The sequence below is a fragment of the Desulfotomaculum sp. genome (assembly GCF_982386235.1).
Genome location: NZ_CEVWQM010000001.1, coordinates 1 through 12,288 on the forward strand (window position 1 = coordinate 1; position 12,288 = coordinate 12,288).

At 40.8% G+C, this 12,288-nt stretch carries 17 protein-coding genes; 10 read left to right on the forward strand and 7 right to left on the reverse strand.

The genetic code is table 11. The features are described from left to right. The 3 genes from AC1U9Z_RS00005 to AC1U9Z_RS00015 form a co-directional block, all read left to right on the forward strand. The coding region (locus tag AC1U9Z_RS00005) for an Rpn family recombination-promoting nuclease/putative transposase (RefSeq protein ID WP_479954991.1) at positions 1 to 724 on the forward strand (724 nt) is incomplete at its 5' end. 175 nt (positions 725 to 899) lie between these two features. Continuing rightward, positions 900 to 1,259, forward strand: a complete 360-nt coding sequence (locus tag AC1U9Z_RS00010; protein ID WP_479955332.1) for a PD-(D/E)XK nuclease family transposase — start codon at positions 900 to 902, stop codon at positions 1,257 to 1,259. A gap of 275 nt (positions 1,260 to 1,534) precedes the next feature. Beyond that, complete coding sequence (locus AC1U9Z_RS00015) at positions 1,535 to 1,732, forward strand: YjfB family protein (RefSeq protein WP_333529571.1); 198 nt, start codon at positions 1,535 to 1,537, stop codon at positions 1,730 to 1,732. Positions 1,733 to 2,045: 313 nt separating this feature from the next. On the opposite strand, the gene AC1U9Z_RS00020 is transcribed toward AC1U9Z_RS00015, so the two are convergent. The 5 genes from AC1U9Z_RS00020 to AC1U9Z_RS00040 all read right to left on the reverse strand — a co-directional run bounded on the left by AC1U9Z_RS00020 (position 2,046) and on the right by AC1U9Z_RS00040 (position 5,490). After that, positions 2,046 to 2,618 carry a class I SAM-dependent methyltransferase gene (locus AC1U9Z_RS00020; RefSeq protein ID WP_479954995.1) on the reverse strand — a complete coding sequence of 191 codons (573 nt, stop codon included), beginning with the start codon at positions 2,616 to 2,618 and terminating at the stop codon, positions 2,046 to 2,048. Between the two features lie 36 nt (positions 2,619 to 2,654). Continuing rightward, positions 2,655 to 2,786 (reverse strand): Uma2 family endonuclease, encoded by a 132-nt coding sequence (locus AC1U9Z_RS00025; protein WP_479955334.1) that lies wholly within the window; start codon positions 2,784 to 2,786, stop codon positions 2,655 to 2,657. A gap of 6 nt (positions 2,787 to 2,792) precedes the next feature. Then, positions 2,793 to 3,224, reverse strand: a complete 432-nt coding sequence (gene hepT / locus AC1U9Z_RS00030; protein WP_479954997.1) for a type VII toxin-antitoxin system HepT family RNase toxin — start codon at positions 3,222 to 3,224, stop codon at positions 2,793 to 2,795. Beyond that, complete coding sequence (mntA, locus tag AC1U9Z_RS00035; protein WP_479954999.1) at positions 3,217 to 3,624, reverse strand: type VII toxin-antitoxin system MntA family adenylyltransferase antitoxin; 408 nt, start codon at positions 3,622 to 3,624, stop codon at positions 3,217 to 3,219. The genes hepT and mntA overlap by 8 nt, the downstream gene beginning before the upstream one ends. Before the next feature lie 255 nt (positions 3,625 to 3,879). Then, positions 3,880 to 5,490 carry a methyl-accepting chemotaxis protein gene (locus tag AC1U9Z_RS00040; protein ID WP_479955001.1) on the reverse strand — a complete coding sequence of 537 codons (1,611 nt, stop codon included), beginning with the start codon at positions 5,488 to 5,490 and terminating at the stop codon, positions 3,880 to 3,882. Positions 5,491 to 5,849: 359 nt separating this feature from the next. On the opposite strand from AC1U9Z_RS00040, the gene fliD reads away from it, so the two are divergent. Next, on the forward strand, positions 5,850 to 7,664 hold the full coding sequence (gene fliD / locus AC1U9Z_RS00045) for a flagellar filament capping protein FliD (protein ID WP_479955003.1): 1,815 nt from the start codon (positions 5,850 to 5,852) through the stop codon (positions 7,662 to 7,664). A 98-nt stretch (positions 7,665 to 7,762) separates the two neighbouring features. On the opposite strand, the gene csrA is transcribed toward fliD, so the two are convergent. Then, entirely contained in the window at positions 7,763 to 7,996 is a 234-nt protein-coding gene (csrA, locus tag AC1U9Z_RS00050; protein WP_333529576.1) for a carbon storage regulator CsrA, read from the reverse strand. After that, positions 7,996 to 8,406, reverse strand: coding sequence for a flagellar assembly protein FliW (locus AC1U9Z_RS00055; RefSeq protein ID WP_479955007.1), 411 nt, complete (start codon positions 8,404 to 8,406; stop codon positions 7,996 to 7,998). Before AC1U9Z_RS00055 ends, csrA begins: the two co-directional genes overlap by 1 nt. A 153-nt stretch (positions 8,407 to 8,559) precedes the next feature. On the opposite strand from AC1U9Z_RS00055, the gene fliS reads away from it, so the two are divergent. The 6 genes from fliS to flgC all read left to right on the forward strand — a co-directional run bounded on the left by fliS (position 8,560) and on the right by flgC (position 12,280). Continuing rightward, complete coding sequence (gene fliS / locus AC1U9Z_RS00060; protein ID WP_479955009.1) at positions 8,560 to 8,949, forward strand: flagellar export chaperone FliS; 390 nt, start codon at positions 8,560 to 8,562, stop codon at positions 8,947 to 8,949. Next, positions 8,933 to 9,352: a flagellar protein FliT gene (gene fliT / locus AC1U9Z_RS00065; RefSeq protein ID WP_479955011.1), complete on the forward strand. Its 420-nt coding sequence runs from the start codon at positions 8,933 to 8,935 to the stop codon at positions 9,350 to 9,352. Before fliS ends, fliT begins: the two co-directional genes overlap by 17 nt. Before the next feature lie 18 nt (positions 9,353 to 9,370). Further along, positions 9,371 to 9,754 (forward strand): flagellar protein FlaG, encoded by a 384-nt coding sequence (locus AC1U9Z_RS00070; protein WP_479955013.1) that lies wholly within the window; start codon positions 9,371 to 9,373, stop codon positions 9,752 to 9,754. Positions 9,755 to 9,981: 227 nt separating this feature from the next. After that, positions 9,982 to 11,055, forward strand: coding sequence for a DegT/DnrJ/EryC1/StrS family aminotransferase (locus AC1U9Z_RS00075; RefSeq protein WP_479955014.1), 1,074 nt, complete (start codon positions 9,982 to 9,984; stop codon positions 11,053 to 11,055). 383 nt (positions 11,056 to 11,438) lie between these two features. Next, entirely contained in the window at positions 11,439 to 11,837 is a 399-nt protein-coding gene (flgB, locus tag AC1U9Z_RS00080) for a flagellar basal body rod protein FlgB (RefSeq protein WP_479955015.1), read from the forward strand. A 5-nt stretch (positions 11,838 to 11,842) separates the two neighbouring features. Then, on the forward strand, positions 11,843 to 12,280 hold the full coding sequence (gene flgC, locus AC1U9Z_RS00085) for a flagellar basal body rod protein FlgC (protein ID WP_479955017.1): 438 nt from the start codon (positions 11,843 to 11,845) through the stop codon (positions 12,278 to 12,280). Positions 12,281 to 12,288 lie beyond the last annotated feature (8 nt).

Genomic DNA, 12,288 nt, shown 5'->3' on the forward strand with positions numbered 1-12,288 from the left:
TACATTGATAAATATAGAAGTTCAGGTCAATAACCCATACCATATAGAGAAACGAACTCTTTTCTATTGGGCAGGGTTATACCATGGGCAACTGACCAGCGGACAGAATTTTACTGGTCTTAGAAAAACCATCACAATTAATATTTTAGGCTTTTATTGGGATAAGAATAAGAGAAAGGACAAATACCAACACACCTTCCGACTCCGGGAAGACCAGACCGGAGAATTGCTTATCGAAGATATAGAAATCCACCTGCTGGAACTTCCAAAGATAACCAACCTAAGACAGAAGCCCAAAGATTCATTAGAAGAATGGCTGATGTATTTTAACAATCTTGAGGGAGAAGAAATGGAGGAGATTGCTATGGCTAACCCTGGCATCCGCAAAGCGATGACGATTGAAGAAATCTTCTTTAAGAATAAGAAAGAGCGTAGGTTATACGAACTAAGGGAGAAAGCAGCCAGAGATGAAATCTCTATGGTAGTTGGTGCTAAGGAAGAAGGTAAAGCAGAAGGATTGGCAGAGGGGAAGGCAATGGCGCAGGATGCCATTTGTATGTACCTCGATGCTAAATTTGTTGATGCGTCTACTAGTCTCCAGGAAAAAATAAAGGGCATCAATAATTTGGCTGTATTGGATAAAATAATAAAGAAAATCTACAAAACCGACCGCATGGAAGAAGCTGCAGATATAATTCAGGATGCAATAAAAGATACCCAATAAACCTCTACTTCTGTTTAAAGCAATGTGTTTTTACCAATCCTCTTAAGTAGTACCTAATTATCTGATATAATTTGTAGAAAAGTAGTATGGAAAGAAGTGAGTTCTTTGGCGGAAATAAAAGCTATCAACCGTACAAACGACTACGCTTTTAGGAGGATACTCGGATCGGAAGAAGATAAAGAAGCTAAAAAGGAAGCCGCAAAATAGCTTAGAGGAATGGCTACTCTATTTAAATAATATTCAGGGAGAAGAAATGGAGGAAATTGCCATGGGAAACCCCGGAATTCGCAAAGCTATGACGATTGAACAGATTTTCTTCAAGAACCAAAAAGAACGCAGGCTGTATGAGCTTAGAGAAAAAGCCGCTAGGGATGAACTATCCATGATAGTTGGTGCCAAGGCTGAAGGTAAAGCTGAAGGTAAAATGGAAGGAAGAACCGAGGGTATGGTGGATTCCATTTGTAAATACCTTGATGCTAGATTTAAGGATCAGTCTCTAAGTCTACAATCGGAAGTAAAAAAATTAATGACTTGAATATTTTGGATAAAATCATTAATAAAATCTATATTGCTAATAGTTTTGATGAGGCATTAAGTATAGTAAAGGAGGCAATGAAAAATTAAAAAAGTTTTAGTTTTCGTTGAATGTCCTCAACTGAACAGCAGCCTTTTGCCAGTTCCTTCACTAATAAAGAAGAGTTTCGGTACCCCCAAAATTCGACAAAGATGGAGTCTTTTCTAGGTTTGTTAGACAACTGGGACTTTAACAATAACAAAGAGTGTTAATTGAAACGATAGGAGGCGCTGTTCATGGATATTGCAGCATTATCCATAATTAAGAATCAAGCTCAGCTACAGCAGGATGTTGGTGTTTCAGTTTTGAAGAAGGCGCTAAACACAGCTGAACAAAACAGCAACCTGTTAACCAAGATGATGGATAATAGTGAGAATACAATTCCCCAGGAAGCATTTGGTTACCTGGGGAATAATATAGATGACTATGCATAATTGTTGCCACCCGAGTAGAATGGCGGTAAAGAAACTCAAGTTTTTTCACCTCTCAGTTTTACTTTATCAAAATGATACCCCTTATAAGTACTTAGTATAGCAAGTGGTGTTACTTTCTGAAGGCGCTTTCTTTAATGAAGAACTTTGATCCTAGAGAAAAGCGGTACCCCCGGGTACCCCCCAAAAAAATTTCCTAAAATTCGAGATTTGCCCCCACGGCCCCAGGAGAAATTGAGAAAAAGCGGGGTCAGGTTTGCGTTATTGCAAAATTAAAACACAATAACGCAAGCCTGACCCCGCTTTTTTGTCTCTTTTATTGAATACCTACTAATAGATAAACTCCTTGGCTGATATCGTGAACAGCTATGTCAGTAAATCCCTGTTGTATTAGGTTATCCTGTAAGGTTTCTGGTTTTAGACGATGATCTAGGGGGGGACCCATTTCGATGAAGGTTTGGTTCCACTCCACAATACCAATCCTGCCACCATGGCGAAGCACTCGGCTGCACTCAGCTAGCAATTGTGCTAGATCAGGCACTTCATGGGCAACCATACCTAATATAACACAATCTACACTGGCAGAGGGAAGTGCAATTTTGTCAGGGTAGGTTAAAACCCAAGCGATATTATAAAGATTTTCTTGCTTAGCCCGGGTTAAGGCTTCCACCAACATGTCCGCCTGGATGTCCAGGCCATAGACAAATCCCCCAGCACCCACCGTATGGGCCGCCGGCAGTGTCAGGAAACCAATACCACAGCCCATATCCAGAACTACTTCCCCTGCTTTGACCCCTAAATAGGAGAATACCTTGTTCTGTGGTATCAGTTCCTTTCTTCGAGGGTCATCTAATTTAGCCTTTTTCTTGGCATCAAATATGTGGGACAATTCATTTCACCGCCTTAATATCAATGTGGTGTTTTATTATAATTTGCTCATATCCTTTAAACGAAAGATCATGATTGGTTTCATTTGTGGATTAGTCATCCAATACTCCCGGACTCCGTATTTTTCGTAGAGATGCAGCTTTTTTACATAATCCCTAGAAGGGGGGATTAGCTACTACAGGAAGTTGTTGTTGCTGTTTTGTGACATCTGCAATAGTTTGTTCGTAAATATTTTAAAATCTCCCAAATGATATTCAATAATTTTTTGTATTATGTTTCGATTAATAGTCTGGTAATCATATACTGCGATATTGCGAAAACCAACCATTGCTTTTAATCTTTCAGCTAGTTCCTTTTCTATAATATTATACTGGCACAGTAGATCAAAGGCCTGGCGACTACTCTGGGGAATGCCTAAGTTTTTTTCCGCAACTATATGCATGGCCAGATCAATAGCTGCTTCACAGGCACGTTGCAGGTTCAAGATAATGGAATCTTGCTTGGTATAGTTGTACAGATTTTGCACATCCCCCTGATATTCTTCATTAATTCGATCCAGGCAACGCTTCATAACCTGTGACTTATTTATTATCACATCATTAATCATAGATGGTGCCTCTTTCCATTAACTTATCAAAAATGCATTGACGTTTCTCATTTAGACGGGCATATTTTTTTAAAGCAAGCATGTAAAATTGCATTCTTTTCCTTTCGTCTTCACAGTAAATAACTCTTCCTGAACTGATTACCTGGGTTTGAAACACGGTTGATGCCTTATTTAAATCCACCAAGTCTACGTCTCTTCCTATCCTATCAGCAAGGTTCTGGCCATACATAAATATTTCATAGTCACTAAAGTGTTGGTCACTTAAAAAAGCAATATCGATATCACTGTTCTCCCTCAGATTTCCTTTTACCACTGAGCCAAAAAGGACAATTAAATAGGGTGAAATTTTTTCCTGCAAGTATTGTATGATAACGGATAAAATTTTATCGTCAATTAACATAAGGTTGCTTATAATAACCACCCGCCTTGTTACGTGCGCCGTTGATAGATTGTTATCGCTAAAACCGACTTAGTATTAAATTGTATACTTCTCTAAAAAGATAAAATTTCCTACTAACTTTTTGCTCAGGGGAGGAATCGCAAGCCCTTTGGGACTTCTAGTTCCCCCAGAAGGGGATGGCCCCTGCTTACGTTGCCGCTTTAGTATCAGAATAAATTTGACCCTGCTAAAAGATGGCAGGGTCATAGAAATTGGTTAAACTCTAAATTTTTCAACTGAGACTTGGAGGTTTTGGGCGATACTTGCTAATTCCTGGACGGCACTTACCATCTGTTCGGTGGTAGAGGCTATTTGTTCCGAAGTAGCAGATAGCTGGGAAGTTCCCATTGAAGCATGTTTTATATCCGTACTAATCTTTTCTATCATAGAAACATTTGTATTCATGACAGTAATAATATTAGTGATTGATACCCCGGCCTGTTCAGCTAGGTTTACACCGTCGGAGATGGCTTTCATGGTTCTGCTGGTATTGTTAACAGATTCATCTACTGTATTTGTTGAATCTTTGATTAGATTCCCTATTTCTTTGGCAGCTGTACTCGATTGCTCTGCAAGTTTTCTAACCTCTTCTGCTACAACAGCAAAGCCCCGCCCGTGTTCTCCTGCGCGTGCAGCTTCAATAGCGGCATTTAAGGCCAGTAAATTAGTTTGATCTGCAATCCGAGTGATGGTATCCGTGATACTTCCTATTTTAATTGAGATCTCCCCCAAGAAATCCATACTCTTGCTTGTTTCGCTAGCAACCTGAGCAATCCCATTAATCATATGAATCGTGTCATTGACAGAGACATTTCCCTCTTGAGCCAGTTCATACATTTTTTTAGATTCATTCAGGGTTTGGTTAGACAAATCCATGGCCTGTTCAGACATAGCTGCAACCTCATTTGTTGTACTGGCTGCTTCTTGGGTAGAAGCACTTATCTCCTGACTACTGGCCGCAAGTTCCTGACTGTGGGCCGCTATACTAGTTCCGTAACCAACTATTTCGCCAATTAAAAACCTTAGGTTTTCAGACATCTTGTTAAAGGAATTACCAAGATCACCAAGTTCATCACCAGAATTAATAACAACCGATTTAGTAAAATCTCCGTTGGCCATGTTATCCGCAATTTGTGATAATTGAACAACTGGGACTTTAATGCTCCTGATTATTAACAAGCCTAGGAATATTGCTATAATTACAGACAATATCATGGCGCTGATAGCCATAACGCTAGCATTTTTCATAGAGGTATCAATTTGGCTAGTCTCTTGTTTAATTAAACGATCATTGCCTTCAATGAGGGTATTTAGTGATTCGGTTAACCGTGTAGTAACTGGTACTAATTCCCCAGCTAGACTAGTAATTTTAGCATCGTAAAGCTCATTGGCAATGTCATCTTTTGTTTCAAAAGTTTCATACCATTTCTCCACCAATAAGATGTACTCTTCGGTAATCCTTTTATCATAAGCATTAAGATCTTTAATTATTTGGGTAATCTTGTTTGCGTTTGCTTGTTCAGCAATGATGAGAAGTTCTTCCAAATGCCCCTTTGTTTTCTGAATTTCCGTTTGGTATAAATCGATATATTTATCCTCACCATAAGCATAATACCCTCTGAATGAAGCGATCGCCATACCAAAATCACCTTTGGCTTCTCGAAGCAAATCAATTCTCTGATTATACAGTTCTATTTTGTCTGAGTTTTTAGAAATCGTATTCAATGTATAAATTGAATTGGCTCCAATACTAACAAGAATACATAGAATTACCCCAAAACATAACGTTATTTTTGTACCTAGCTTTAAATTCTTAAAAATGCCCATAAACTTACCCCCATAATTTTAAAATATTTAAGATGTACTTTATGGAAATTACTTACTTTTGGATTTTATGACCCTTAGTATGGATGCGTATATATTATATTTTTATTCTTTATTTTTTATATCACGTTATTTGTCGAATATGAATTACTTTTGTATGACTTTTTGATTAAGAAGATGAGAAGGGATTAATTAGCAATTCTTCTGCCTTTCCCAGAGAAGCTACCTCCACAATGCTTAAAACAGGCAAGCCGACCATGTTGCTTTTTAATTTCAAATCGGTTGCCTGCTATAAATTATTAAAGAAAATTACTTAGTTGCCGATAAATAAAGTAGAGTTTCACGGGAAGGTGGTAGATGAGATGTCTTCTTCTATGAGAATCGGCGGCTTAGCCTCCGGCATGGATGTTGATCAAATTGTAAGGGACTTGATGAAAGTCCAGAACATGAAAATGGATAAATTGCTGCAAGAGAAGCAGGTCTTGGAGTGGCAGCAAGAGGACTATAGAACCATTAATTCAACCTTTCGCAGCTTTCGTGATAATAATCTTTTCAACATGAAGCTACAATCAACTTTCCTGGCCAGAACCGCTAGCTCATCGAATGAAAATTCCGTCAAAGCGACGGCCAGTTCCTTGGCCCATGAGGGAACCCATCGCATTACGGTCAATCATCTGGCGGAAAGTGCCTCTTTAACCAGCAGTTCCAAAATAGGCTCGAAGGAAAACCTTGCCACCTTAAATGGCCAATTTGACACGAATTATACAGAAGGTTTGGAATTTGTGGTTAACGATGTGGTCTTTAAGCTGGACCCAAAAACGGAAAGCATGTATGATCTGGTAGGGCGAATTAATAACCATACTTCTGCAGGGGTGTCTCTAAATACCACCCAGCGGGCCTCTGCCACGGAAAAGCAAGTGCAAACCCTAAAGCTTGCTGACAGTGCCCTGGCAGAGGGGTTAACCATTACCATTGGTGATAAAACAGTGGCCCTTTGGAATAAGGCAAATTCTAGCTATGAATCGGAAAGCCTGGCAAAGTCATACCTTGAGGCAGATATCTTGTATGATATTTCCGACCCTGCCTTTAAAACTGGGGATGCGATTATTTCAGATATTATTGATAAGATTAAACCGGAAGGAGCAACCCTGACCAAAAGTGGTGCCGGAGAGTTAGTTATTACATCCAATGAACCGGATGAGACAAAGGCAGTGACAGCTAAGGTTTCAGGGGGGAAAAGCTGGGATGTTCGGGCCTCCTATGATAACACCATTGATCGCTTTTTCCTGTTTACCAATAAAACCGGTGAAGATCAAGGGTTGGAAGTGGTAAATAACACTCTAGCTCAGAAGTTAAAGCTGACGGATGAAGATACCCCGGCAATCAATGCCATATCCAATGGCAGAAACGCCGATGTGGTAATTGATAACGTACAAATTACCGAATACAAAACCAACGAGTTTACCCTAAATGGTGTTACCTATACACTGCAAAATGCAGACCCCAGTGCTACCACTATGATCAAGGTGCAAACCGACAATGATGCGGTATACAATAGCATCAAGGGATTTGTCGATGAATACAATAAACTTATCGAAACCATTGATAACAAACTATCCGAAAAACGTTATAAAGCATATACCTGGCCCCTCACAGATGTTCAACGGGAAAAGTTAACAGATAGCCAGATTGACCAATGGAAGGAAAATGCCCGCAGTGGTATGCTGCGCAACGATACGACTCTACAGGATGTTCGGGATAAACTAAGGGCTACCATGGTTGGCTTATCAAAGCTAGGTATTGTCACTACGGCGGACTATATGTCCAGTAAGGTGGAAATAAGGGAAGATACCTTAAAAAAGGCGATCCAAAATGACCTGCAGGGAGTTATGAATGTATTTACTGGTTCTAATGGTGTGGCCCAGAGACTTTCAGATCATGTCACTGCTGGTATAGATACCATTATTGATAAAGCCGGGGCCCACGGTAGTAAAATAGATGAGAGTTATATAGGCAAACGCATTGACCATGTCAATGATGATATCAAAACTTGGGAAACCCGTCTCAAGCAAATAGAGGACCGTTATTGGCGGCAGTTTTCTGCCATGGAAAAGGCAATCAATCAGTTAAACCAACAAAATGCCTGGCTGATGCAGCAATTCGGGGGCGGCCAATAAGCCGAGGAAAACACAGGGGGACGGTTCTTTTGTGTCGTTTTCAACGACACAAAAGAACCGTCCCCCTGTGTTTTTGTTTTCTGTGGCGACACTCCGGTTTATTTTTGGTCACCTTTAATTAATTGAGCCAGATCAAAAATCGCAGACCGAGGAGAAGCAGCACTTTTATTTTCCTGTTCAACTGCCTTTAATAATTCGCTGCGAATAATTTGGATATTTTTGGGTGCATCGATACCGATTTTAATGGTATCCCCACTAATTTCCACTACCGTAATGGTGATGTTGTCACCAATACGGATGGAATCGTTCTTTTTTCTGGATAGAATTAACATTATTTTGCCACCGTCCCTTGCAATAAATTTTTCAGGGACGCTCGAATATTATGGACAGTATCATTTAAAACCACCTGTGCACCTTTTCCCAGGGCAGTATTAATAATAATCGGTGCTTGTAGGTTGACAGTGGACTGTTCCAGGCCACCGTTAATGGTAACGATGTTGAAAACAGCAACCTCTGACAAGTGCTTTATTGTCAGTTCCTCTTGGATGGTTGCCGGTAAAACAAATTCATAACCCTTTGTGTAATGAAAAGGGTTGATGCAGAGAAAACAGATGTCCGGTTCTTCATGGGATTGCAAGTAGTATAGTTCTGTTCCTTCAAAGGCATGACTCAAGCTAAATTGGCGCAGGTTTTCAAAACCCGGCAGACCCTGGGCAAAGGTGATCCTTGTCGATTGCTCCAAAATAAAAGCCTCCTTGCAAAAACTGAAAGGTTTTCTTTCTAATGTACCATAAATACACTCAAGAAACTTGAGAAACAACCGAAAAAAGCTATAGAAAACCAGTGTTGTAAGGAACATTCTGATAGCTGATTGAAAGAGGATGGAGGTAAAGCAATGATTGCCAAAGATCCCTATAAAAATTACCAGCAAAATGCCATTATGAGTGCTGGTCCCGAGGAGTTAACCACAATGCTTTATAATAGGCTGGTGAAGGATCTAAAGCTGGCTCAGGGATACATAACCAAAAAGGATATCCAGTTAGCCCATAATTCCATTACCCATGCCCAGGAAATAGTAAACCACCTCATGAATACCCTGGACACCAGTATGGAAGTGGGAAAAAACCTAGAGCTAATGTATGACTATATGAGTCGCAGGCTGGTGGAAGGGAACCTAAAAAAGGATCATGAGATTCTTCAGGAAGTTACCGGATTTGCTGAGGAGCTCCGAGACACCTGGATACAGGCCGTGAAACAAGTAAAATCAGGTGTTTCCCTTGGCTAGCAAAACACTTGAAGCCTTTTACCAAAATAAAAAAAGTTTAGTCCAAAGTATATGGAGGGTCACCGACGAGATGTCCGGTGCGATTGGTGATGACGAAGTAAATGATTTAGATGCGTTACTAACGAGGCGTCAGGAACTGATGGGTCAGGTTGATGAACTTGACCAGCAGATTAGCTTGTTTGCAACACCAGAGAGTAAGCAGATTCAAGACCTAAAGCTTCAGATCCAAGGGATCCTCCAAGAGATCATCGCGCTTGATGCACAACACAAAGAGAACATAACAAAAGCACAGGCCCTTATCAAAGGGAAAATAAAAGATGTAATGAATCGTAAGGTTATCCAACAAGCTTATTATCCACACCAAAGGCAAAGCAATGGCTACTTTATAGATAATAAAAAATAGAATATAAGGGGGAGAAAAATGATAGAGGGTTTGGGTGGGGTTACAGGTTTACCAATTGGCTATCCTCAGCAGTCTGCTTTAAGGGAAGATGCCCCCCAAAAAATAGATAAAGTGGAAGGGGAGCCAGGAAGGGATTTCCAAGACCCTTCAGAAACAGGAGAAAAGTCAGGGGAATTTAATAAGGGCCAGGCAGAACAGGCCATAGATAAGCTAAACCAAACCATGGAGACTTACAATACGGAATTGCGTTTTAAACTGCATGAAAAAAGCGGGGAATATATTGTCAAAATTATTAACCCTAAGGATCAATCTGTAATTCGTGAAATACCCCCGGAAAGAGTATTAAACATGGTAGCCTATTTTAAAAAAGTGCTTGGTTTAGTAGTGGATAAGTTTGCCTAGGGAGTGTTGTCCAGTCCATCCTGAGCGATAGCGAAGGATCTTATTAAGTAGAATCAAGCCTTAAAATCCTTCGCTGTCGCTCGGGATGATAAAGGCACGAAATGACTCAAAGGGAGTATCGCCTACTGTTCCAAGTAGCTTTGATACTCCCTTTAATTTTCAGTTGTTTAAATGAAACAATCCATCTTATAATAATAGTTGCTAAAATCTGCAAAGGGGTTTAGTTGATGGAAAAAAGAATGAAAATCGTCAAAGAGTTTGAAGAGGCCTTTGCCCATGTCATAGGTGCTAAGTATGCTGTGGCGGTAGCCAATGGCACTGCTGCTCTACATGCGGCCCTTTATGCTGCTGGGGTAAGTCATAAAGATGAGGTTATCTTATCCCCCAATGCTCATCCAGAAGTGGCTCACGCCATTCGCTATTTAGACGCTGTGCCTACCTACACCGATATCGACCAACAAACCGGGCTGCTGGATCCCGAAGCAGTTCGTTGGCGTATTTCGGATAAAACCAAGGCGATTATTGCTACCCATTACGCGGGACAACCCTGTGCCATGGTTGAATTGGAAAAAATTATTCAAGAGAAGGAAATTGTCATCATCGAAGATGCATCCCAAGCCCTGGGTGCAACCTATGGCGGCAGGAAAGTAGGAACAGTTAGCCCACTAACAGTATTTGATTTTTCCTATGCTCAGGGGGTTTACACCGAACTGGGCGGTATGGTAACGACCCATTCCCAAGAGTATTACCGCTGGCTGACCTTATTTCGTGATACCGGCCTAATGCTTGACCAAGCTGAATGGATAAAAAATGAAGGCCCCTGGCATTACGAAGCCCAGGAAATAGGCTTTAATTACCAAATGACCAGCCTGCAAGCGGCCATGGGTCTCCCGAAACTTGCAAAAATTGATCAGATGCAGGCCCAGCGAAGGGAAATTGCAAAGAAATACTTTGCCGGGCTGGCAGAACTTTCAGGGCTGGAGTTGCCCAAGAAGGAAGCGGCAGGGGATGCTGCCTGGTATTCTTTCCCCGTGCTTTTAAAGGGAGAGCAGCTTATCAACAGGCGACGGGAGATTGTTGAGCGGTTAATTCAGCAGGGTGTTCCTGCCAGTGTTCAATTCTACCCTATTTATTTGCACCCTATTTATCTGTGGCAGGGGCACCCGGATGTCTGCACCATCGAAGGCCCTCTTTGTCCAAGGGCCGAAGATTTTTACCGGCGGGTGATTAATTTACCGGTACGATCGAAAATTGACGAAGAAAGCATTAAAAAAATTGTTGAAATAGTTAACGGAACGTAGGAAAATATTACCAAAATAATTAGACGCTAGTCCTAGTTAATACTGGACCAAAGTCGTATAAATAAGCATAGACAAGTTAGCTTGTTTTCAAATAAAATAATGTGTAAGTACATTTCGACGATAAATAACATTAATCTAGAAAAGTACAAAAAGGAAACAACTATTACGTCTGTGCTTTTATACAGACGTTTTATGATTTCCCCACAAAAATACATTAAAAAAACATTACAAATTATCATTGGGTAAAGGGGTTTGTGGTAAAATTGTCGAATTTTTACAAGGTTAGATAATTTATGCTATTTTAAACATCAATATAGGTCTATTTACCTATGATATCGCAATCAATCTTTAGGAAAGTTTTAATAAAAATAAGGGTGATTTTGATGAATATATTCGATACCACGATGTTTACTGTGCTGCAGAAGGGTTTGGATGCAACTGCTTTGCGCCAGAGGGTGATTGCCAATAATGTTGCGAATATTAACACGCCGGGTTTTAAAAAATCCTATGTCAGCTTTGAGGATCAGTTGCAGATGGCCATAGGAAAAACCGGTGCGCCACTAAAGGGAACACATCCTTTGCATATCGGAGTAGTAGGCCCTGAAATAAAGCCCGAGGTAAAGCAGGTAAAAGAAACAACCATGCGTTTTGATGGCAATAATGTGGACATTGATGAAGAAATGGTCAATCTAGCCGCCACTACCATTCAACATGATGTCATTGCGCAGGGGCTTATTGATCGCTTCAGTCTATTAGGGACTGTTATTGGAGGTAGGAGGTAGGGACGATGGGATTATTTGATACCTTTGGTATCAGTGCTTCGGGTATGACTTCTGAACGGCTGAGATTGGATTTGATTTCCAATAATATTGCCAATATGAATATGGCCAGTCGGCCCAATGACCCAAACAGTCAGGTTTACCGCCGGAAGGTACCGCTTTTTGCCGAACAACTCCGGCAGACCTTCCAGGCCAACGGGCTGGAACCGAAGGGGGTCGGTGTCAGGGTAAAGGCCATTGTAGCGGACTCTGCTCCGCCGCGTATTGTCAATGACCCCAGTCACCCACTGGCTGATGAGCAGGGGAATGTAGCCTATCCCAATATCAACATTGTAAATGAAATGATTGATATGATTACGGCCAGTCGAACTTACGAAGCAAACGTTACCGCTTTAAATGCGGCCAAAAGCATGGCCCTCAAAGCTTTAGAAATCTCCCGGGGTTAGGAGGCGTA

Coding starts and splice junctions, on each gene's coding strand:
- AC1U9Z_RS00015 (WP_333529571.1), top strand. CDS start 1,535: ATGGATATTGCAGCATTATCCATAATTAAGAATCAAGCTCAGCTACAG.
- hepT (WP_479954997.1), bottom strand. CDS start 3,224: ATGATTAATGATGTGATAATAAATAAGTCACAGGTTATGAAGCGTTGC.
- mntA (WP_479954999.1), bottom strand. CDS start 3,624: ATGTTAATTGACGATAAAATTTTATCCGTTATCATACAATACTTGCAG.
- AC1U9Z_RS00040 (WP_479955001.1), bottom strand. CDS start 5,490: ATGGGCATTTTTAAGAATTTAAAGCTAGGTACAAAAATAACGTTATGT.
- fliD (WP_479955003.1), top strand. CDS start 5,850: ATGTCTTCTTCTATGAGAATCGGCGGCTTAGCCTCCGGCATGGATGTT.
- csrA (WP_333529576.1), bottom strand. CDS start 7,996: ATGTTAATTCTATCCAGAAAAAAGAACGATTCCATCCGTATTGGTGAC.
- fliS (WP_479955009.1), top strand. CDS start 8,560: ATGATTGCCAAAGATCCCTATAAAAATTACCAGCAAAATGCCATTATG.
- AC1U9Z_RS00070 (WP_479955013.1), top strand. CDS start 9,371: ATGATAGAGGGTTTGGGTGGGGTTACAGGTTTACCAATTGGCTATCCT.
- AC1U9Z_RS00075 (WP_479955014.1), top strand. CDS start 9,982: ATGGAAAAAAGAATGAAAATCGTCAAAGAGTTTGAAGAGGCCTTTGCC.
- flgB (WP_479955015.1), top strand. CDS start 11,439: ATGAATATATTCGATACCACGATGTTTACTGTGCTGCAGAAGGGTTTG.
- flgC (WP_479955017.1), top strand. CDS start 11,843: ATGGGATTATTTGATACCTTTGGTATCAGTGCTTCGGGTATGACTTCT.